Annotated in this window: 18 protein-coding genes; 8 read left to right on the top strand and 10 right to left on the bottom strand. The window is 71.0% G+C overall.

Features of this window, described 5'->3' with window-relative positions; all coding sequences use genetic code 11:
* Nucleotides 1-18: 18 nt before the first annotated feature.
* Complete coding sequence (locus LH076_RS16440) at nt 19-432, bottom strand: cell division protein CrgA (RefSeq protein ID WP_227781834.1); 414 nt, start codon at nt 430-432, stop codon at nt 19-21.
* A 19-nt stretch (nt 433-451) separates the two neighbouring features.
* On the opposite strand from LH076_RS16440, the gene LH076_RS16435 reads away from it, so the two are divergent.
* Nucleotides 452-1225: a DUF881 domain-containing protein gene (locus tag LH076_RS16435; RefSeq protein WP_227781833.1), complete on the top strand. Its 774-nt coding sequence runs from the start codon at nt 452-454 to the stop codon at nt 1223-1225.
* 4 nt (nt 1226-1229) lie between these two features.
* Here the strand turns inward: LH076_RS16435 and LH076_RS16430 are convergent, their stop codons facing one another.
* From LH076_RS16430 to LH076_RS16420, 3 genes are read right to left on the bottom strand one after another with little or no spacing between them, the layout of a single operon-like run.
* Nucleotides 1230-1943 (bottom strand): TylF/MycF/NovP-related O-methyltransferase, encoded by a 714-nt coding sequence (locus LH076_RS16430; protein ID WP_227781832.1) that lies wholly within the window; start codon nt 1941-1943, stop codon nt 1230-1232.
* Nucleotides 1943-3910 carry a glycosyltransferase gene (locus LH076_RS16425; RefSeq protein ID WP_227781831.1) on the bottom strand — a complete coding sequence of 656 codons (1968 nt, stop codon included), beginning with the start codon at nt 3908-3910 and terminating at the stop codon, nt 1943-1945. Before LH076_RS16425 ends, LH076_RS16430 begins: the two co-directional genes overlap by 1 nt.
* 26 nt (nt 3911-3936) lie before the next feature.
* Complete coding sequence (locus LH076_RS16420; RefSeq protein WP_227781830.1) at nt 3937-4995, bottom strand: class I SAM-dependent methyltransferase; 1059 nt, start codon at nt 4993-4995, stop codon at nt 3937-3939.
* 40 nt (nt 4996-5035) lie between these two features.
* On the opposite strand from LH076_RS16420, the gene LH076_RS16415 reads away from it, so the two are divergent.
* Nucleotides 5036-5929, top strand: a complete 894-nt coding sequence (locus tag LH076_RS16415; RefSeq protein WP_227781829.1) for a hypothetical protein — start codon at nt 5036-5038, stop codon at nt 5927-5929.
* A 34-nt stretch (nt 5930-5963) separates the two neighbouring features.
* Here the strand turns inward: LH076_RS16415 and LH076_RS16410 are convergent, their stop codons facing one another.
* Both LH076_RS16410 and LH076_RS16405 read right to left on the bottom strand, forming a co-directional pair.
* Nucleotides 5964-6734 (bottom strand): class I SAM-dependent methyltransferase, encoded by a 771-nt coding sequence (locus LH076_RS16410; RefSeq protein ID WP_227781828.1) that lies wholly within the window; start codon nt 6732-6734, stop codon nt 5964-5966.
* A complete protein-coding gene (locus LH076_RS16405) occupies nt 6727-7689 on the bottom strand; it encodes a hypothetical protein (protein ID WP_227781827.1) in 963 nt (320 codons plus the stop codon). Before LH076_RS16405 ends, LH076_RS16410 begins: the two co-directional genes overlap by 8 nt.
* Before the next feature lie 86 nt (nt 7690-7775).
* Between LH076_RS16405 and LH076_RS16400 the strand changes: the two genes are divergently transcribed.
* Nucleotides 7776-8717 (top strand): class I SAM-dependent methyltransferase, encoded by a 942-nt coding sequence (locus LH076_RS16400; RefSeq protein WP_227781826.1) that lies wholly within the window; start codon nt 7776-7778, stop codon nt 8715-8717.
* On the opposite strand, the gene LH076_RS16395 is transcribed toward LH076_RS16400, so the two are convergent.
* The gene (locus tag LH076_RS16395; protein WP_227781825.1) at nt 8666-9904 is read right to left on the bottom strand and encodes a glycosyltransferase; all 1239 of its coding nucleotides are present in this window, start codon (nt 9902-9904) and stop codon (nt 8666-8668) included. The two genes, LH076_RS16400 and LH076_RS16395, sit on opposite strands and share 52 nt — an antisense overlap.
* A gap of 10 nt (nt 9905-9914) precedes the next feature.
* Nucleotides 9915-11222: a hypothetical protein gene (locus LH076_RS16390; RefSeq protein WP_227781824.1), complete on the bottom strand. Its 1308-nt coding sequence runs from the start codon at nt 11220-11222 to the stop codon at nt 9915-9917.
* A 76-nt stretch (nt 11223-11298) separates the two neighbouring features.
* On the opposite strand from LH076_RS16390, the gene LH076_RS16385 reads away from it, so the two are divergent.
* Complete coding sequence (locus LH076_RS16385) at nt 11299-12063, top strand: methyltransferase domain-containing protein (protein ID WP_227781823.1); 765 nt, start codon at nt 11299-11301, stop codon at nt 12061-12063.
* A gap of 6 nt (nt 12064-12069) precedes the next feature.
* Here LH076_RS16385 and LH076_RS16380 read toward each other — a convergent pair whose 3' ends face one another.
* Nucleotides 12070-13140, bottom strand: coding sequence for a hypothetical protein (locus LH076_RS16380; protein ID WP_227781822.1), 1071 nt, complete (start codon nt 13138-13140; stop codon nt 12070-12072).
* Nucleotides 13141-13256: 116 nt separating this feature from the next.
* Between LH076_RS16380 and LH076_RS16375 the strand changes: the two genes are divergently transcribed.
* Genes LH076_RS16375 through LH076_RS16360 form a run of 4 tightly spaced genes read left to right on the top strand, consistent with a single transcriptional unit; the run spans nt 13257 to nt 17940 of the window.
* The gene (locus tag LH076_RS16375) at nt 13257-14276 is read left to right on the top strand and encodes a glycosyltransferase family A protein (protein WP_227781821.1); all 1020 of its coding nucleotides are present in this window, start codon (nt 13257-13259) and stop codon (nt 14274-14276) included.
* The gene (locus LH076_RS16370; protein ID WP_227781820.1) at nt 14273-15316 is read left to right on the top strand and encodes a hypothetical protein; all 1044 of its coding nucleotides are present in this window, start codon (nt 14273-14275) and stop codon (nt 15314-15316) included. Before LH076_RS16375 ends, LH076_RS16370 begins: the two co-directional genes overlap by 4 nt.
* A 6-nt stretch (nt 15317-15322) precedes the next feature.
* On the top strand, nt 15323-16522 hold the full coding sequence (locus tag LH076_RS16365) for a glycosyltransferase family 61 protein (protein ID WP_227781819.1): 1200 nt from the start codon (nt 15323-15325) through the stop codon (nt 16520-16522).
* Nucleotides 16519-17940, top strand: a complete 1422-nt coding sequence (locus LH076_RS16360) for an O-antigen ligase family protein (protein ID WP_227781818.1) — start codon at nt 16519-16521, stop codon at nt 17938-17940. Before LH076_RS16365 ends, LH076_RS16360 begins: the two co-directional genes overlap by 4 nt.
* Here LH076_RS16360 and LH076_RS16355 read toward each other — a convergent pair.
* The gene (locus tag LH076_RS16355; protein WP_227781817.1) at nt 17888-18451 is read right to left on the bottom strand and encodes a hypothetical protein; all 564 of its coding nucleotides are present in this window, start codon (nt 18449-18451) and stop codon (nt 17888-17890) included. The two genes, LH076_RS16360 and LH076_RS16355, sit on opposite strands and share 53 nt — an antisense overlap.
* Nucleotides 18452-18478: the final 27 nt, after the last annotated feature.

Here is an 18478-nt window from a genome sequence, read left to right as displayed (position 1 = left end):
GCGTGTAATTAGTGCCGCTCACTCCCAGCGGGTGGCGAAGGCGAAGCCCGTCGCCATGAACGCGATGCCGACGAAGAGGTTCTTCTGGCCGAGGTCGTTCATCACCCAGATGGGGGTGAGGTCGTCGCTGAAGATGTAGAAGACGCAGATCCACGCCAGTCCGAGCAGGAAGCAGCCGAGCATGCCGACGACCACGCCGCGACCACGGCCGAGCGGCGTGGCGGGGTGCGCGGAGATGAAGAGACCGAGGAAGAAGAGCACGAAGCCGATCAGGTAGTTCCACCCGTGCCAGTCCTGGATGAACTGGGGCCCATGCGGGTGCAGGCGCTCGGGGCGGGCGACGAAGTAGTAGAAGGCGATCCAGGCGACCCCGACCACGATGAGCAGGAGGGAGATCAGGAACCGGATCGGAAGGCGCTTCAGTGCGGACACGCGCCGTAGCCTAGGCCATGTGATTGAGCCCTCCACCACTCACGCGCAGGCGCATGCGCAGCGCATGGCGTCGCGCCGTTGGCGGATCGGCACGCCCCTCGTCGTCGCTACGAGCGCGGTGTTGGTGGTGGTCAGCGCGCTCAACGCACACGGCACCGACCTGCGGCCGGGGCGGTACACGGACCTGGCCCAGCTGACCGCGAGTGAGTCGCAGCGCTACCAGCGGCTGGAGGACCAGGTCCACGAGCTCGACGGCGAGGTCGCCTCGCTCACCGCCCAGGTCGGCGACACCAGCGTCCGGACCTACCGCCAACAGGCCGCCGAGCTCCGGACTCCCGCCGGCTTCACCCGCGTGACCGGCTCCGGCCTCTCGATCACGCTCACCAACGCACCCGACGACCTGATCGAGCAGACCGATCCCGACGACCGGCCGGCGATGGTGGTCCACCAGCAGGACATCCAGGCCGTCGTCAACGCGCTCTGGCGCGGCGGGGCGAGCGCGATCACCGTCGCCGGCCAGCGGATCATCTCCACGACCGGCATCAAGTGCACCGGTAGCACGGTGACCCTGCAGGGCGTCCCCTACCCCGAGCCGTTCGTGATCGAGGCGGTCGGCGACGTCGAGGACCTCACCACGGCGATCGACGCCGACGCCTACGTGCAGCTCTACCGGGACGCCGCCGAGAACCCGACTGTCGACGTCGGCTGGGAGATGGAGTCGTCCGACAACGTCGTCGCCCCCGCCTACACCGGCCTGAGCGACCTCTCCTACGCGCGGCCGCTCGACAACTGATTCCTCAGCGCATCCGGATGGCCAGGTGGCCGAAGTAGTGCCACGCCGAGGCGAGGACGTCGTACTCGCGCTGGTAGGCACCGCAGTAGTCGCCGAGTGCGGCGAACTCGTTGAGCACCGAGGAGAACTCGTCGAAGATCACGATCGTGCCGGGCACGAGCAGCTTGTCCAGCCGGGTCAGGACGTACAGCGCGGAGGAGTAGAGGTCGGAGTCGACGTGGACGACGAGCTTCGGCTTCGGCTCGAAGTCGGTGAGGAAGTCGTCGAGGGTCTTCTGGAACCACCCCGCGATGAACTCCACGCGGTCGTCGTCGATGTCCGGCACCGAGCCGCCGACGTCGAAGTGCGCCCGGACCATCTGGCCGTCGAAGCGCTGCCAGTCCTCCGGCAGGCCCTCGAAGGAGTCGAAGCCGTAGAAGCGGGAGTCGGGGTGCGTGTCGAGACCGGCCCAGTGCCGCATCGAGCTGCCCTCGAAGACGCCGAACTCGAGATAGTCGATCGGCCCCTCGCCGACGTACTTCCCATAGACGTGGTCGTACATGTCGGTCCGCTCGGCGAACGCGGGCGTCCCTGCGGGCACGTGCTCGCGCCGCCAGGTCTCGATCTTCGGGAGGCTGACCAGGGTGTCCAGTTTCCGCGAGTCGAAGCCGAGGCGGGCGATCGCCTCCTTCGCCCTGATCCTCAGGCCGGCCCTGCTCATGGGTGTCTCCGTCGACATCAGTGCTTCTCTCCCCTCCGTCGCGCCCGTACGTCGAGCACGATCGCCGGTGCCAGCCGACTGCTGATCACGCGGTCCATCAGCCAGCCCAACGGACGAACCGTCCATTCGGGTACGCGGAGGGAGCGAAGATAGGAGCTGGACTGCAGTGAGTAGCGCCGCACCGGGGTGGCGACGACGTCGGTGAAGCCGGCTGCCTCGAGCGCGAGCGTGATGCTGCGCCGGGTGTGCAAGATCCGGTGGTGCTGGGCGAGGCGGCGGTCGGCGATCCGGGTGATCCGGCCGCCCGTGATCCGCTTGACGAAGGCGGCGGCGACGTCGGCCCGGGTCCGATGCGGCGTCTGCATGACGAGCAGACCGCCGGGGCGGAGCATCTGCGCGACGTCGTGGAGGAGCTGGGCGCCGTCGGGCACGTGCGCCAGGACGCACCACATCGTGACCGCGTCCTGGTCGGCGTGATGGCCGAGTTCGGCCAGGTCGCCGAAGTCCAGCGAGAGGTCGTAGCGCTCCTCGGCCAACCGGACCGCGGCCTCGACGATGTCGTTGCCGGTGACCTCGAAGCCGAACCGGTCGCGTGCGACCGCGAGGAACTCACCGTCGCCGGCACCCACGTCGTAGAGCCGCACGGTGTCACCGTCGACCTCGTCCCGGATCCGCTGGAGCTCCCCGAGCCAGGCGTCGCCGTTGGTCTCACGCTTGCTCGAGACCCAGTCGGAGAAGTACTCGAGCGGGACCTCGTCGACGGACCGGTTGTCGGTCGTGCTCTCCTCGACGGGAGGGTTCGACCAGTACTGGGCGCCGCATGCCGCACACAGCCCGGTCCGGCGGCCGGTCTCGGCCGAGGCCGGTCCGATCCGGACCTTCGAGGAGTGGCACGCCGGGCACACACGCAGCTCGGGCATCGACGGGGCCTCCGTATCGGCGGTGGCGGTGGCAAGCGCCGCGCGCAGCGTCGCCGCCGCCCGGGTCCACCGGAATTCCTGAGCGTAGTGCCTTCCCTCGTCGAGCTCCTGGGGCGTGAGCAGGCCCGCCCTCGCCATCGCCTCGGCGAGGTCACCAGGGCTGGAGGAGGCCGCGGTGACGGCGTACCCACCGGTGACCTCGGCCAGCGCCGGGTCGGTCGAGACGACGACCGGGATCCCCAATCGCAGCGCCTCCGCAGCCGGGAGCCCGAAGCCCTCGAAGTCCGATGGGAAGAGGATCATGCCGGCCGAGGCGAAGACCTCCTGGAATGCGGTGTCGTCGAGCCACTCCGAGAGCACGACCCGCTCGGAGATGCCGAGCTCCGCAAGCCGGAGCCGTACCTGCGCGCGCGCCGAGCCGCCGAGCCCCACCACGCGAAGCGTCCACGCAGGTTCCTGCGCGCAGAAGCGCGCCCATCCCTCGAGCACGGCGTCGACGTTCTTGTGGGAGAAGTGGCCGAAGGCCAGCGCGTACGGCGCCTCCGTCGCGTTCCGCGGCCAGGACTCGACGTGGTCGGAGCCGAGGACCATCGCCACGGCTCGTGGGGCGAGCTCGGGGTGCAGGCGGGTGAGATCGGCTCGGGTCCGCTCGGAGATGCAGGCGATGACGTCGGCCCGGCTCAGGCTCGGCAGCCAGGTGAGCCGCCGCAACAGTCGCTGGCGACGGCTGAACTGGTGCGGGCGCAGCTCGTGCCGCAGGTCGTAGAGGATCACCGCGCGTGGGACCGCGACCGGGCCGAGCCCGCTCGCGGGTGCGGCAGCGAGGACGGCATCGGCGCGGACCGTACCGACGGCCTGAGTGAGAGCGCGGGTCCGCAACCATGCCGTGCCGAGCGGCCCACCGACTGGTGGCCTCGCGCGGACCACGTCGACGGAACCCGGCAGTGGGAAGGCCGGGCCCTCGGGACCGGTGAGCACGGTGACCCGGTCGCCCGGTTCATTGTCGAGCCATGCGGGGATCAGGTGCGCGACAACGATCGCCACGCTGCCGGGGCGCGCGGTCACAGCGTCGACAAGGAGGTGCAACGCCCTTACCCCTGTGCGGCCGGAGCGGCCTTGCGCGCCAGCACGCGATAGGCGTGGTAGCTGTGGAGGACGCGCGGGAGCAGCACCCGGTCGATCAGGCGGGTGAGCGGCACGAACGGCGCGGCCAGCACCTTCCCGATCAGCCGGCGGGCGTGGGCGAAGCGCGGCACCCCGCCGGCACGCCACGGGACCTCGCCCGCGGGGGCGAACCGGTTGAGCAGCGTGGCGAGGACGATGAACGCCTCGAGCGGGATGTGGGCCTCCCGGCGTACGACGGTGACCACCTCGAGCCCGCGGTCCTCCAGCGCGGCGCGGAGGTTGCCGAGCGTGATCATGTTGAGGTGCTCGGGCTGGTTCCAGCCCGCCCACCACGACCCGAAGAGCCGCGCCGACGGCGCCTCGGGGTCGGGCTGTTCGATCAGCAGCCAGCCGTCGTCACTCAGCACCCGGACCGCGGCGTCCAGGTCGGCGAACGGATCGCGGGTGTGCTCCAGGTAGTGGAACATGCTGACCTGGTCGTACTGGCCGACGAGCCCGCCGCTGAGTTCGGGGAACTGACCCTGGTGCGCCGTCTGGATCCGGCCGGCGCGTTGCGCCGACAGCACGCCGTCGGACATGTCGAGCCCGTCGAAGACGGTGCCCGGGAAGAGCGTGGCAGCTGCGGCGGGGAAGTGACCCGAGGCGGTGCCGACGTCGAGCCAGCGGCGGGGGGCGTCGTGGCGGTGGCCCGCGACCGTGCCGGCGCGGTTGAGGTAGACCTCCGACATCGAGCCCAGGTTGGCCTCGGCCCGCTCGGCGTTGAGCCCGTCGTAGGTGTCGCGGTAGTAGAAGCCCAGGCCCTCGTCGCTCAGCGGCGGGTTCTGGAAGACATGCCCACACGCACGGCACTCGTCGAGGCGGAAGCGGCCGGGCTTGAACTGTCTCAGGTCACGCGTCGTGGTGCGCCTGCGCAACGACGTGCTGCCGCACCACGGGCAGCAGTCCATCCGCTCCAGGAAGAGCCGGTCGACCCCCTGCTCCAGGACCCGCGCGTAATAGGTACGGGAGTCGCTGGCCACAGACATGGCCGACAGCCTAGAACGTGTTGCCGCTACGATCCGGCACATGACACGTTGGGCCGCGCTGGCGTCCACCGCCCGTCGCCGGGTGAGCTGGCTGGTCCGGGATCGACTGCCCGAGCGGCGAGTCGTCCGCGAGGTGCAGGGAGTGCGACTCGCCCTCCCGTGGTCGCACCGGCTTCCGGACTATGCGGCTGCCAACCCGGCGTACGGCCAGAACCTCGTCGAGCTGGCCGCCCTGCTGGCCAAGGAGGAGCCGCTCACCCTGCTCGACATCGGTGCCAACGTCGGGGACTCCACGCTCCAGATCCTGCACGCGGCGGGTGGCCGGGCGCTCTGCGTCGAGGGCGACCCGGGCTACCTCACCTATCTCCACCTCAACGTCGACGGTGACGACCGGGTCGACGTCGTCGAGGCCCTCCTCACCGTCGACGAGATCGGCGAGGCGACCACCGCGGTCCGCAGCGGGGGCACGACCCGTTTCGTCCGCGGGGAGACCGCCGGCGACGCGATGCCCTCGGTCTCGGCGACGGAGCTCCGCGGCGCCTTCCCGGCCTTCGACCGGCTGCGGCTGGTGAAGTCCGACACCGATGGCTACGACGTCCTGTTGGTGCCGGCCGTGGCCGAGGCGTGGAGCGACTCCCCGCCCGTCCTCTTCTTCGAGTACGACCCCTATCTCATCCGTCTCGCCGGCCTCGATCCCGCCGCAGTCTGGCCCACGCTCGAGCAGCTCGGGTACGTCGACGTGGCGGTCTGGGACCACGGCGGGACCCCCATGGGACGATTCCAGCCCGGCGAGCTCGGCGCCCGCAGCGCCGAGCTCGATCAGATTCCCGGCGACCGCCCGGCGGCGCGCTCCTACTGGGACGTCGCCCTGGCCCACCGGGACGATGCTGCCGGTCGCGCCGCGCTGGCGTCGCTCATCCCGACCACTCGCTGACGGTCCTGTCGGCCCTGACGGCGCTGTCGGCTCCTCAGCGACCGGCGCGGGCCAGGAGCTCGCGACGCAGCTCGCGCAGCCGTCGTGCCGAGCCGATCCCGGCCGGCGACAGCAGCGTCCGCATGCCCAGGCTCGCCGGGCCGCGGTGGAAGAAGTGCCAGTTCGCCCCGTTCGACGTCAGTCGGTAGCCGAGCTGTTCGGCCACGCGGCGCAGTGACTCCTCGGTGTGGAAGGTGATGTGCTGGCCGACGCCCGGGAGGTAGTACCACCAGGCGTCCGCGCGGGGCGCAGGATCGGGCAGCAGCTCGGTGGTGAAGAGCATCCGATCTGTGCGTGCGGCGAGCTCGGCGAGGGCGCTGACCGGGTCGGCAAGGTGCTCGAGCACCTCGAAGGCCGTGATCAGCTGATAGCTGCGGACACCGTCGTCGGGGTAGGCCGACGCGAAGACGGGGGTCGCGTAGTCGTCGTGCTGGTAGCAGTCATAGCCGCGGTCGCGCAGCAGCTGGGCAAAGACGCCGTAGCCACCGGCCCAGTCGAGGAAGGGGCCGGAGCGGATGCCCTCGAACCGGATCGCGGCCGAGACCACTCTGCTGTTGGTCTGCGCCCGGCGCAGCAGTCCGGAGTCCCAGCTGTGGATCGCCGAGGAGTACGCCTCCTCGAGCCACGGCGTGTCGTGGATGGTGACGAGGCCGCAGACGCGACAGCGCGAGTACTCCGCGCGGTGACCCAGGATGGTGTTGGTGTCGAACGGCTCGGTCGGCGCGCTGCACACGGGACACACCGGTGTGGTGGGCATGTCAGGCATTCCCGGCTCCTCCGATCCGGCCGAGCTCAGCGGCGACGGCGCGAGCGAGGAGGCGGCGGCCCTCGCTGTTGTAGTGCTCGATGCCGTCGTCCCACGCGAGGTAGGTGGACTCGCCCAGGCCGATCTCGAGCAAACGGATCTGGGGATCGTCGACGGGGAAGGCCGCGGACACGACCTCGAAGTGGCCGCGCACCTGCGACTCGAACTCTCCCGGGAAGAGCCGCTCCCCGACCTCGAGGGCGGGCGGTGCCCAGTAGGAGACGGCGGGGCGGCCGAAGGCACGGAGCGCGGCGATCAACCGGGGTGTGTCGGTGAAGCCGGGCTCCTCGCCGGTCAGCACCTGTCCGTGGAAGTAGTCCCAGAGGATCGGCGCATCCTCGGGCGCGATCGGTGAGGCCGCCTTGCCGTGCAGCCGGCGACGGAAGGTGCCGAGCGTCGAGCGGCCGCCCCAGCGGGTCTCGACCTCGAGGGCGTCGAACGCGGCATAGGCCTCGCGCGACGGCGCCCTGCCCTGTCCGAGCCAGCGCACCCGCGACCGGCGCTCGGTCGCGCGACGGAGCTCGGCCCGCACGTGGTCGTAGCGATAGATCGGGTGGTGGCTGACGTGGGCCGACAGTGCGGGGCGCAGCGAGGTCGGGAAGACCACCGCCGAGGGCCTGCCCGTCAGCGTGGCGAAGTAGGCCAGCAGGTCGACGTACATGCCGTAGGCGAAGCCGGGACCGACGACGGTCGCGATCCGGGCATCGCCCAGCTCCTGGCTGATCATCTCCGGCAGGGTGGTCCGATCCGCGCCGGGGGGATCGAAGGAGAGACAGGTACTGTCGCCCAGGATGAGGACGTCGACCTCGCCCGCCTCGATCCTGCGCGCCGCCGTCGCGACCTGTCGCAGATGGGTGTCGAGGGTCCGCGAGCGCACGTAGCGAGCGGCCGTCCGGAGCTGGGGGGCGAGCGGCACAGCCGGATGCTACCGCCGCGGAAGGTGCGGCCCGCCAGACCTTCGCGGCACTACTGTGCGTGACTATGCCTGTGTCGACATGCCGAGTGTGCGGCGCCCCCGGTCCCTTCACCGCCTACCGCGCCCGCGAGATGCTCTTCGGGACCCGCGAGGAGTTCGACTACGTCGAGTGCGCCTCGTGCGGGACGCTCCAGATCGAGACGATCCCGGAGGCCGACGTCCTCGCCCGGCACTATCCGGCGGCGTACTACTCCTTCGCGACCGGCAGCGGCGGTCTCCGCCGGTGGTTGGAGGTACGCCGTGACCGCGACATCGCCGGCCGGTTCTCGCCCGCTGGCAAGCTCTTCCGCCGGCTGCGGCCCGACCCGACCCTGCCGCTCCTCCTCGACGCGGGTCTCCGGGCCGACCAGCGCATCCTCGACGTCGGGTGTGGCGGAGGGACGCTCCTCGACCGTCTCGCCCGACTGGGATTCAGCAGGGTGGAGGGCGTCGACCCCTTCATCGACGCGGACCTCACGACCGAGGAGGGTGTCTCGGTCCGGAAGCTCACGATCGGCGAGGTCGAGGGTGTCTACGACGTCGTCATGTTCCACCACTCACTGGAGCACGTCGTCGACCCGGCCGCCGACCTGGCCGCGGCGAGGCGCCTCCTCGCGCCCGGCGGCCTCTGCCTCGTCCGCCTGCCCACGACCGACAGCGTCGGGTGGCGCGAGTACCGCCAGCACTGGTCGTCCCTCGATCCGCCGCGCCATCTCGTCCTGCCGTCCCGCAAGGGATTGATCGGGATCGCCGAGGCCGCCGGCCTGGAGCATGTCGAGACGGTCGACGACTCCTACGACGGCCAGTACCGGTTGAGCGAGCTCTACAGCCGCAACATCTCCGCCTCCGACCCCGAGGCCCTCGGCGGCCCCCAGGGTGAGGAGCGCGACCGGTTCCGCGCGAAGGCGGAGCAGGCGAACCGCGAGGGCCTGGGCGATCAGGCGATGTTCATCTTCCGCGCCCCTGCGGCCATCGCCGCGGCTCGGTAGCGCGCGGTCGCCGCTCCGAGCTCCCCCTCCTCGATCCGTACGTCGACACGCCGGTCGACCAGCGTCGCGAGGATGCGGCTCGCCGGAGTGTCCGACGGTCGCGACGAGCTGACCACGCGCGCGCCGTGCCACGGGCCGAGCAGGCAGGCGGCTGACGTCGCGGCGAGGCCATGGGCGTGCACCACGTCGACCAGCGGTGCCCGTCGGACAGCCCCCCGCAGAGCACCTACCGTGCCCGACCACGAGGGTGCTGCAATCACCGTGACGTCGTGCCCGGCTTCTCGCTGTGCGCTGACGAGCTCGCTCAGCTCAGCCGACTCGGCGGACCCGCTGAGGACATGCAGGATCGCGAGCGGACGCGGCTCCGGCGGCAGCGGAGCAGCCCGGCGCGGACCGAGCCGGAAGCTCCGGGCGCGGGTGGCGTCCATCGCGCGGTCACCGGGCCGTGCGGCGTTGAGGACCGACCAGACCCACCCCGCCATGCGATAGCTGGTCCAGCCGCCGACGCCGTACCACCGGCGGACGTAGGTCTCCTGTCCGGCCGCGACGCGGGCCTGCCGGACGTGGTCGTCGTCGCTGCTCATCCCACCGTGATGCGTGCCCGTGGCCGCCGGGACGAGGTCGAGCCGCCACCCCCGGTCCAGGGCCCGGCGCTGCCAGTCGGCCTCCTCGCCGTAGAGGAAGTAGTGCTCGTCCAGACCACCGATGTCGGCCAGCGCCTCGGCCCGCAGCAGGAGCACGGCGCCGATGAGGAAGTGCCGTGCCCCTCGAGCGACGGGAAGTCCGAGCGCCGCGCGCCACAGTTGGCCCGGTGACATGAGGGGGAACCACGACAGGTGCGTCTCACCGTCCGCCGTCACGAGTCGCGGGGCGACCGCCGCCACATCGTCCTCCGCCAGGAGCCTCGCCTGCAGAAGGTCGATGTCGTGGGACTCGATGCGGGCATCGGGATTGAGCAACAGGACGTCGCCGGTGAGGCCGAGCTCGTCGGCGGACCGCAACCCGGCGTTGACCCCACCGGCGAAGCCGAGGTTGGACCGGGCGTCGACGTAGTGATGCCCGAGGCCGCGGACGAGCTCGCGCGTCGTCGGTGAGGACGAGTTGTCGACGACGACGACGGACTCGGCCCCGAGCGGCTCCAGCGCCTGCCGGAGGTAGTCGGGGGCGCCGTACGCGACCAGGACCACCAGCCGTGCTCTAGGCGACATCGGCCACCGCACGTTCGGTGTCAGGCCGGACTGGAGTCGCTGCCGAGCGACTCAGGTGACGCAGGTAGATCACGACCCAGATGGCCGAGACCATGCCCTGCCCGACCACGGTCCCCCACACGGCGCCTGAGGCCTGGCCGAGACGCGCGCCGCCCACGAGGCAGGCGACGCCGATCATCGCCCCCAGGATGTCCACACGCATCACCGTCGCCATCTGCCGCCGCCCGATCAGGACCGCGCTGATGCTGGTCTGGGCAGCTTGGACGAGGCCGAAGAGGCCGGCCGGGAGCACCAGCGGCTCCATGATCGGCCAGACCTGCCCGAGCAGTGCTCGGCCGAGGAAGTCCGGGAGGACCAGGAGGATGCCGAGGTTGAGCGTGGCCACGGCGGCGGCAATGCCGAGCGCCCGCCGCTGGTGCCGGCGCAGGCCCTCGTCGTCGGCCTCCTCACGGGCCACGTCGGCCGCGGTCGAGGTCGCCACCCCGAGCTGCACGGTGGCGCTGGGCCGGCCGAGGAGCAGTGAGGCCCGGACGGCGGCGACGACACTGGCCGTGCTCACCGCTGCGGCGGCGATCGCACCCAGCAGTCCCACGGACTGAGCGAAGAAGTTGCCGACCAGGCTGCGCCAGGAGAAGTCCCACCGGCGGCGGATCCAGTCGAGCGAGAGGTCCCGGCCCGTGGGAACCCCGTACCGCACGAAGACCCACAATCCGGAGACCGCACCGCTCGCCGCCCAGGCGATCACCAGCCGATCGAGGGTGACCAGGTCGAACCGCTCCTCCACGGCGAAGCCGGCGATCAACAGCACCAGCCAGGCGGTGTCGAGCACGATCGCCTGCTGCGGCTCGCCGCGACCGAACGCCACGTAGCGGCCGACGTCCTGCAGCAGGAGCGGAGCGAGGCAGACGCCCAAGGTGAGGACCGCCGAACCGATGGACTGCCCGGCCAGCATCATCACGGCGCCGAGGCTGATGCAGACCAGGCTGATCGCGCCGCCGAGCAGGACCGCGGCGCCGAGTGCCACCTGCGGACGGTGCCGGCTGTCCTCCGGGTGGACCATCGCCGGCATCGAGACCAGCGAGCGCACCGCTGCCTGGGCGAGGGTGTAACCGACGAAGAGCAGACTGAACCGGCCGAAGTCCTCCGGAGCCAGGGCGTGTGCGACGAGGACCAGGGCGAGCAGGTTCGAGATGCTCGACAGCACCTGGTCGAACGTGACCAGGGAGATCCGACGACCGGCCGATGCGCCGTCCGGCTCCTTGCGGTGCCGCCCCGGGCGCGCGTGGGCTCGGCTCATTCGGCGATTGTGGCAGAGTCGCGCCGCCCTGACAGCGATCCACTAGCATCCGCTCCATGCCCATGAGGACGGACCGATGACCGAGCCCGGGGCGACCACCTTCGCCCACCTGCTGCGCGGCCACCTCGAGAGCGGGACGATCGGCCGCGACGACTCCGTCCTCGTGCAGTTCGCCGGCATCTTCGACGAGCAGGTCTGCGCGGCGGTCGGCCTGCGCAACTGCGAGTTCGTCAACATCGCCCCCGACAGCCCGAGCAGCGACATCGGCGGCACGGCCGTCGATGCGCACAAGATGCCCTACGCCTCGGGCAGTTACGACCACGTGATCGGACACTCCGGCCTGCACCACTGCTCGCGTCCGCACGAGGCGCTGCACGAGATGTACCGGATCGCCTCGAAGACGGTGCTCTTCGTGGAGAACCAGGACTCCGTGGCCATGCGCTGGGCGACCAGGGCCGGCGTCGTCTCGTGGCACGAGCTGCCCGCCGTCGAGGCCGCGGACTTCGAGTCCGGCGGCGTCGACGGCACCGGCGTGCCGAACTTCGTCTACCGCTGGACCCGCCGCGACCTGCAGAAGGCGGTCGCCTCCTTCGACCCCGCCTACGACGTCCCGATCGAGATCCACACCGAATGGAACCTCGGCCGCGAGCGGATCGCCTCCCGCGTACTGCAGCAACGGCTCGGGATGAGCGACGAGAAGGCCACCCGTCTCTTCGAGCGCGGCCAGAAGGTGCTCAACGCGGTGGCCGGACGGCAGGGCAACATCTTCGCCGCGACCATCCGCAAGGACCTCGCCCGGCTCCACCCGTGGATGGCGACTCCGACCGAGATGCGGCGCTGAGGGCTCTCAGCGGGCGGTGCGCCGGAAGAGGTAGAACCGGTCGTGCAGGTCCATGAGCTCGCGCAGCTCGTCGGACTGGTGGACCGGCCGGCTGTCGACCAGCTCGTAGCCGCGGGCGAGGACGTCCTCCCGGAACGGTTCCATCGAGCCGTCGAGCTCGGTGCTGCGCAGCTCGTCGGGCGTGTTCGGGACGATCAGCAGCCACTCGATGTCGCGCTCGGCGATGCGGTCGAGCCACCACCGGATCGCCTCGAGTGAGCACTCCGAGAAGCTGTGGATGTTGACGGCGATGTCGTACGAGTCACCGAGCTTCTCGTGCTCGTGCAGCGGCACGACCCGGACCGACTCCGGCATCTTCCGGAAGTCGCGGTAGTACTCGCACAGGAACGTCGAGGTCGCGACCCCGTCGGTGCAGTCGTAGACCTCGAGGTTGGGTAGTGCCGCCGACATCCGATGGGCGAGGCGGCCGTAGCCGGCACCGATGTCGAGCACCTTCAGGTTCGGCTTGTCGATGATGCCCGTCTGCGCGGCGAGGTAGTTGATCTCGTTGACGCTGTCGAGGAGATCTCGGCCGACCGGCTTCCGGTCGCCGTACTCGAAGGTCCAGGCACCGAAGAGCCCGTCCTCCTCCAGGGTCTTCAGCAGGCCCAGCTGGTCGCGGGACTCGACGTCGAGGAGGCCGACGTACGTCCGGATCTCGGCTGACGCGCCGAGGTGGCGCAACTGCCACAGGTAGGCGTTGTCGCCGCGGAACCACGCCAGCGACAGGCTCTTCTTCAGGAAGCCGGAGTGCCACTGCGTCGGAACCGCCGCCGGCACCGTCGCCGCGAGGGCGTCGTAGGCCGCCTGGAGCTCGACCAGCCGTGGGTGGTCGAGTCGCAGCGCCTCCTCGGCACCCGCGGGCAGGGGAACCCGGTCGTTGTGGGAGGAGACGAGGTACCTGCCGGCCTCGGCCTCGTCCATGCGTGTCACCAGATATCCGCGGCGGGCGATCGCGACCTTGACCCGGTGCTTGGCGGTGCGAGCCAGCGTTCCGTTCCGTGCCGATCGCGCCAGCACTGCGAGTCGGTCCTTCATGCAACACGCCCTTCTCATGGGTTCGGTCGGCGTCCATCCGCGCGACGAGATCGGCCAGCGCACTCCATCTCGATGGCTACGATGCAGGCGCCGTACTCCTCCAACGAAGGAAGCTCGTGACCGTCACACCTGTGGTGCTGATTGCTTTCAATCGGCCCGAGGTGACGCGGCGGACGCTGGGGGCGATCGCGGCGTCCCGGCCCACACGTCTCTTCCTGATCTGTGACGGCCCACGCGCGACCGTTCCCGGCGACGCCGAGCGGTGTGCGGGAGTCCGGGCCGTGCTGGACGAGATCGACTGGCCGTGTGAGGTCACCCGGCTGTTCAGCGACGTCAACCTCGGTGTCGAGGCCAACGTCGAGCTCGGCCTCGACCAGGTCTTCGCCGCCGTCGATCGGGCGATCGTCCTGGAGGACGACTGCTTCCCCGACCCCACCTTCTTCACGTACGCCGACGAGCTGCTCGACCGCTACGCCGGCGATCCCCGGGTCTGGCAGATCGCCGGCAACGGGCTCAACCTGCCGGCTGCACTCTTCTGCGACCACTCCTATGCCTTCTCCGCCTGGGCGAGCGTCTGGGGGTGGGCGACCTGGGCGGACCGGTGGCAGGCCCACCGTGCAGCCTTTCCCCGCACCCATGTCGGCCCGGACGGCGATCGGCCCGTCCGGATGACGCCGCCGACGCCCCACCCGGGTCAGCTCGTCACGGCCAGCGCGCGGCGACACTTCGCCGAGGCGGCGGTCTCCGAGGACGTCGTGACGCACGGCTGGGACAAGCACTGGTGGCTGACCGTCATGGCCGCCGGCGGCCTCTGCGCGACCCCGTCGCACAGCATGGTCGAGAACGTCGGCTTCGGCGCAGACGCCACCCACACGGTCGGCTCCGGGGCCGACTACGGGCGCGCCCGTCCGATGGCGTTCCCGCTCGTCCACCCGGACACCGTCGTCCTGGACGTCGAGGTCGAGCGCGAGCTGGAGCTGATCCTCAACCGCGTCGGCGGTCGCACCGCGACCCTGGCACGTCGACTGGTCCGCTCCCCGACGATGCGCCGGGTGCTCCGCTCCGCCGCCGACTCGGCCCCCGCCACCGCGACGGCGCGTGCACTGTCCCGCCTCACCACCAGGAGAGCACGTTGACCGACCCGGCCACCGCGCTCAGGACCCCGGTGGTCCTGATCGCCTTCCGCCGCCCCGGCGTCACCCGTCGCAACCTCGACGTCCTGCGCCAGGTCCGGCCGGAGCGCCTCTTCGTCGTCGTCGACGGGCCCCGCCCCGGCCGCCCGGAGGAGGCCGCGCAGGTCGAGCAGGTCCGCGCCCTGATCGACGCGTCGGTCGACTGGCCCTGCACCGTCGAGCGGAGGTACGTCGACCGCAACCTCGGCCTCGAGGCCAACGTCGAGCTCGGCCTGGACTGGGTCTTCTCCCAGGTGGACCGGGCGATCGTGCTCGAGGACGACTGCATCCCGGACCCCACGTTCTTCCCTTTCTGCGAGGAACTGCTCGACCGCTACGCCGACGAGAAGCGGGTCTGGCAGATCGCCGGCGACCCGCACCACGTCCCGGCCGCGCTCTACCGCGGTGCCAGCTACGACTTCTCGACCTGGGCCAGCGTCTGGGGGTGGGCGACCTGGGCCGATCGCTGGCACGCGCACCGGGTCGAGTTCGACCGCGACCACGCCGGGGCCGAGGAGCGGGTCGACGCCACCCCGCGCACCGCTCCGGCGCTGCGGCGAACGCCCGTCGTGCCGGCGCCCGGCAGCCTCGTCACCGAGGGCGCGGTCCGCCACTTCACCCACGTCGCCGGAGAGACGAACGGTGACCTCCGCGGCTGGGACCACCACTGGTGGGTCACGATCATGTCCCGCGGCGGCCTCTCGGTCATGCCCGCCGTCACGCTCGTCGAGAACGACGGATACGGCGACGGTGCCACGCACACCCGCTCGGCGAAGGAGCCCACACCGGCCGAGCCGATGCCGTTCCCCCTGCGCCACCCGGACCGGATCGAGCTCAACCGCGACATCGAGCGCGAGCTCGAGCTGGTCCTGCTCCGCACGGACGGGCAGCTCTCCCGGCTCGCGCGACGCCTGATCCAGCCGCTCTGGCTGCGGGCGATCGCCCGACGGGTGATCACGTTCCCGCCGATCTGGGCGCTGCTCCGCCGCATCGTGGCACGCTGAGCGCCGATGACTCTACCGACCTGGCTGCGGCGCTGGTGGCCGCTCTTCAAGCGCCTCCACCGAGCCCTGACCCGGCTCGCGGGTCACGCCTTCCGCCTGCTCTCGCCGCTGTACGGCGGCCGCGGAGTCCCGCGCTCGGCGACCGCTCGCAGTGTGGAGACCGCCTACCTGGAGCCGCAGTCGGTCACGGTCCATCCGGGCCGCGCCGGCGTGCGTGTCCCCCGCCGGCCGGTCTCCGGTGAGCCGGCCGACCACGAGCTCTTCGCCTCCGAGATCGCTGCGTCGGTGCCGGCCACGTTCACCCTCGAGATCACCGGCGGCAGACTGACGGGCGAGTTCGCGGCGGCCCTCACGCCGGGCAAGATCCTCGATCTCGAGACGAGCAGCTACTTCGGGGTCTGGGACTGGCGCGAGCATCCCGTCTTCCTGCGCCCGACCCTCGGCGAGGTCGAGCACATCTCCGGCACCGTGCTGAGCCTCGCCACCCGCGGGACGACGCAGAACTACTACCACTTCCTCTACGACGCGATCGGCCGGCTCGGCGTGCTCGAGGAGTCACTCGGTGAGACGCGGTTCGACGCCGTCGTCGTACCGCACGGGACGCGCTACCAGCGCCAACTCCTCGACCTCGTCGGCCTCACCGAGCGCACGGACCGGCTGGTCCAACCCCTGCCCGGGCACACCGTCAGCGCCGACCGGCTCCTCGTGCCGAGCAACCCCAACTGGGCACTCGACGCCCCGCCCGCCATCGTCAGTTGGCTGCGGGAGCACCTGCGGCCCTCGAACCCCGAGACCGGTCACTGCGAGCGGCTCTACCTCACCCGCGGGCAGCAGCCGAAGACGCGGCGCTACGTCCAGGAGGCCGAGCTCTGGCCGCTACTGGAGAGTCGCGGGTTCCGGATGGTCGACCCCGGGACACTCAGCGTGCAGGAGCAGATCGACCTCTTCAGCACCGCCGAGGCGATCGTGGCCCCGCACGGCGCCGCGCTCACCAACGTCACCTTCAGCGCACCGGGTGTCCGGGTGCTGGAGCTCTTCGCGTCGACGTACGTCCATCGCGGGCTATGGGCGATCTGCCAAGCCGTCGGAGCCGAGTACCGGTACGTCGTCGCCGACGGCCCGCGCGGCTCCGGCACCGGGGCGTACGACGACATCTCGATCCCTCCGAAGCGTGTCCTCGCCGCACTCGACACCCTCCTCCCATGAGCGTCCACGCGCATAGACTCGCCGCCGTGACGCGACGCGAGCCCCGCAGTTCGCCGAGCGGCGGCGCGGCGAGGGCGCTGGCGACGCTCGCCGTGATCGCGTTGACCGCGCTCCTGGTGGTCGTGACACTGGCCGGCCTGTGGTGGTTGGCGCTCGCCGCGGCAGGTTTCGTGCTGGCGCTGGCGGCGCTCGGCCGCACCCGGATGATCACCGTGGCCATGATGCTCGTCTTCGCCACGTCGCCCGTGTGGAAGGGCATCGCCTCGAGTCCCTCTGCGCCGATCACACCGACGGACGTGCTCCTCATCCTGGCGATCCTGCTGCTGGTGCCCGACCTTCTCCAGCGGCGGCTTCCGCTCCCGGCGCTCTACGTCGCCGGCGTCCTCGTCCTGCTGGTGACAGGCGTCGTGTCGTCGACGCTCTCCGAGGTGCCCTCGCAGGCGCTCATCAACGTGGTGCAGTGGATGTTCGCTCTCGTGGTGGTGCCGTGCGCCATCGTGATCTGGTCGCCGTCCCTGCGGATGATCGACGTGCTGCTGTGGTGCTTCGTGGGCGGGCAGATGATCAGCCTCGGCTACGGACTCGTCTCCGGACCGACCGCGGGAACCAACCGCTATCAGGGTCTCTCCCACCACCCCAACGCCTTCGCCGAAGCGGCTCTCGTCTCGGTCGCGATGCTGCTGTACCTCTGGTTCCGGCACCGCTCCCTCGTCGCGCGGCTCGTCATCGTGGCCTGCGGGCTGGCCGGCGCTGAGGCGATCGCCCTCAGCGGCTCGCGCTCGGCGGCCGTCGTGCTCGCCGCCCTCATCGTGATGGTGCCCTTCGTCGAACGCTCCGCCGTCTCGGGCTTCGCCGTGGCGATCGGCGGCTCGCTCGCCGTGCTCGGGCTCATGCAGGTCGTCGGCACGGATGTCGCCGGCAGTGGCAACGTCATCGCGCGGCTCGCGGGCCAGGGCGACGCAGCCGCTGCCAACGAGGCGAGGTCGTCAGCGCTCGCCGACTCCTTCGAGTTCATCCGCGCCCATCCCCTGCTCGGCAACGGCTACACCGACACGATCCTCGTGCTCCACGACAACTTCACCGAGGTCTTCGCGGCCGCCGGCCTGATCGGCTTCCTGGGCTATGTGGCGGCGATGTACCCGCTCGCCCGGCCGCTCTTCGGGACGGGCCCGCATCGCCGGTTGAGCTACGTGGTGTGGGTCTACCTCGGCCTCGGCGTGGCGATCCCGAGCCTCTGGGACCGGACGCTCTGGGTGCCCATCGGCCTCGCGATGATGGCGGCCGTCGGGTCCGTGCGATCCACCGTGCCGAAACGCGTTCCTGTCGGTACCGTCCTGGACAGCGGTGACCACCGGGGCGCTCGGGTCAGCTCTCGGAACCCCACTTCTCGGCGTGACGCCGCTCGAGGTCTGCGATGAGCGACTCGATCCGGCTCCGTGCGGCGTTGGCCGCCTCCGCGATCGCCATCTCCGCCTCGTCATAGGGCTCGGCCGGCTCCCGGTGCCGCGGTTCAGGCTCCGGCAGTACGTCGTCGACCGGCTCCGACTCTGTCGCGGGCGACTCCTCGAACACGACCTCGGGCTCCACCTCCGGCTCCGGCTCCGGTACGATCGCCAACTCCGGCTCCGGCTCGGCCACCACCACCGGCTCGTCGACCACGACCGGCGCGAAGGCGCGGCGCGGCGAGACAGGTCCCCGGTCCCCCTCGAGCCGCACGGCGAGGACGGGGTCGTCGGACGCGATCTCGATGTGTGGGATCTCCGCGGCGGGGAGGTCACCACCGCGACCGAGCCTCAACAGCGCCTCGGCATCGGTTGAGCCGACGTTCCCGACGGTCGGCTCATCGTCGACGGTGCGCCGGAAGAGCCCGCGACGACGTCGCGGGTCACCGTGCCGTGCCGCATGCGCGGGTGCGTCTTCTGCGCCCATCGCTGGCACCCTATCCACAGGAACTCC

The sequence above is a fragment of the Nocardioides sp. Kera G14 genome (assembly GCF_020715565.1).
In the GTDB taxonomy this organism is placed as follows: Bacteria; Actinomycetota; Actinomycetes; order Propionibacteriales; family Nocardioidaceae; genus Nocardioides.
This window is presented reverse-complemented; position numbering and strand designations above follow the sequence as displayed.

What these genes read in the sequence shown, in the direction of transcription:
- LH076_RS16430 (WP_227781832.1), bottom strand. Translation starts at nt 1,943, where the DNA reads ATGTCGACGGAGACACCCATGAGCAGGGCCGGCCTGAGGATCAGGGCG.
- LH076_RS16420 (WP_227781830.1), bottom strand. Translation starts at nt 4,995, where the DNA reads ATGTCTGTGGCCAGCGACTCCCGTACCTATTACGCGCGGGTCCTGGAG.
- LH076_RS16415 (WP_227781829.1), top strand. Translation starts at nt 5,036, where the DNA reads ATGACACGTTGGGCCGCGCTGGCGTCCACCGCCCGTCGCCGGGTGAGC.
- LH076_RS16410 (WP_227781828.1), bottom strand. Translation starts at nt 6,734, where the DNA reads ATGCCTGACATGCCCACCACACCGGTGTGTCCCGTGTGCAGCGCGCCG.
- LH076_RS16390 (WP_227781824.1), bottom strand. Translation starts at nt 11,222, where the DNA reads ATGAGCCGAGCCCACGCGCGCCCGGGGCGGCACCGCAAGGAGCCGGAC.
- LH076_RS16385 (WP_227781823.1), top strand. Translation starts at nt 11,299, where the DNA reads ATGACCGAGCCCGGGGCGACCACCTTCGCCCACCTGCTGCGCGGCCAC.
- LH076_RS16380 (WP_227781822.1), bottom strand. Translation starts at nt 13,140, where the DNA reads ATGAAGGACCGACTCGCAGTGCTGGCGCGATCGGCACGGAACGGAACG.
- LH076_RS16365 (WP_227781819.1), top strand. Translation starts at nt 15,323, where the DNA reads ATGACTCTACCGACCTGGCTGCGGCGCTGGTGGCCGCTCTTCAAGCGC.
- LH076_RS16360 (WP_227781818.1), top strand. Translation starts at nt 16,519, where the DNA reads ATGAGCGTCCACGCGCATAGACTCGCCGCCGTGACGCGACGCGAGCCC.
- LH076_RS16355 (WP_227781817.1), bottom strand. Translation starts at nt 18,451, where the DNA reads ATGGGCGCAGAAGACGCACCCGCGCATGCGGCACGGCACGGTGACCCG.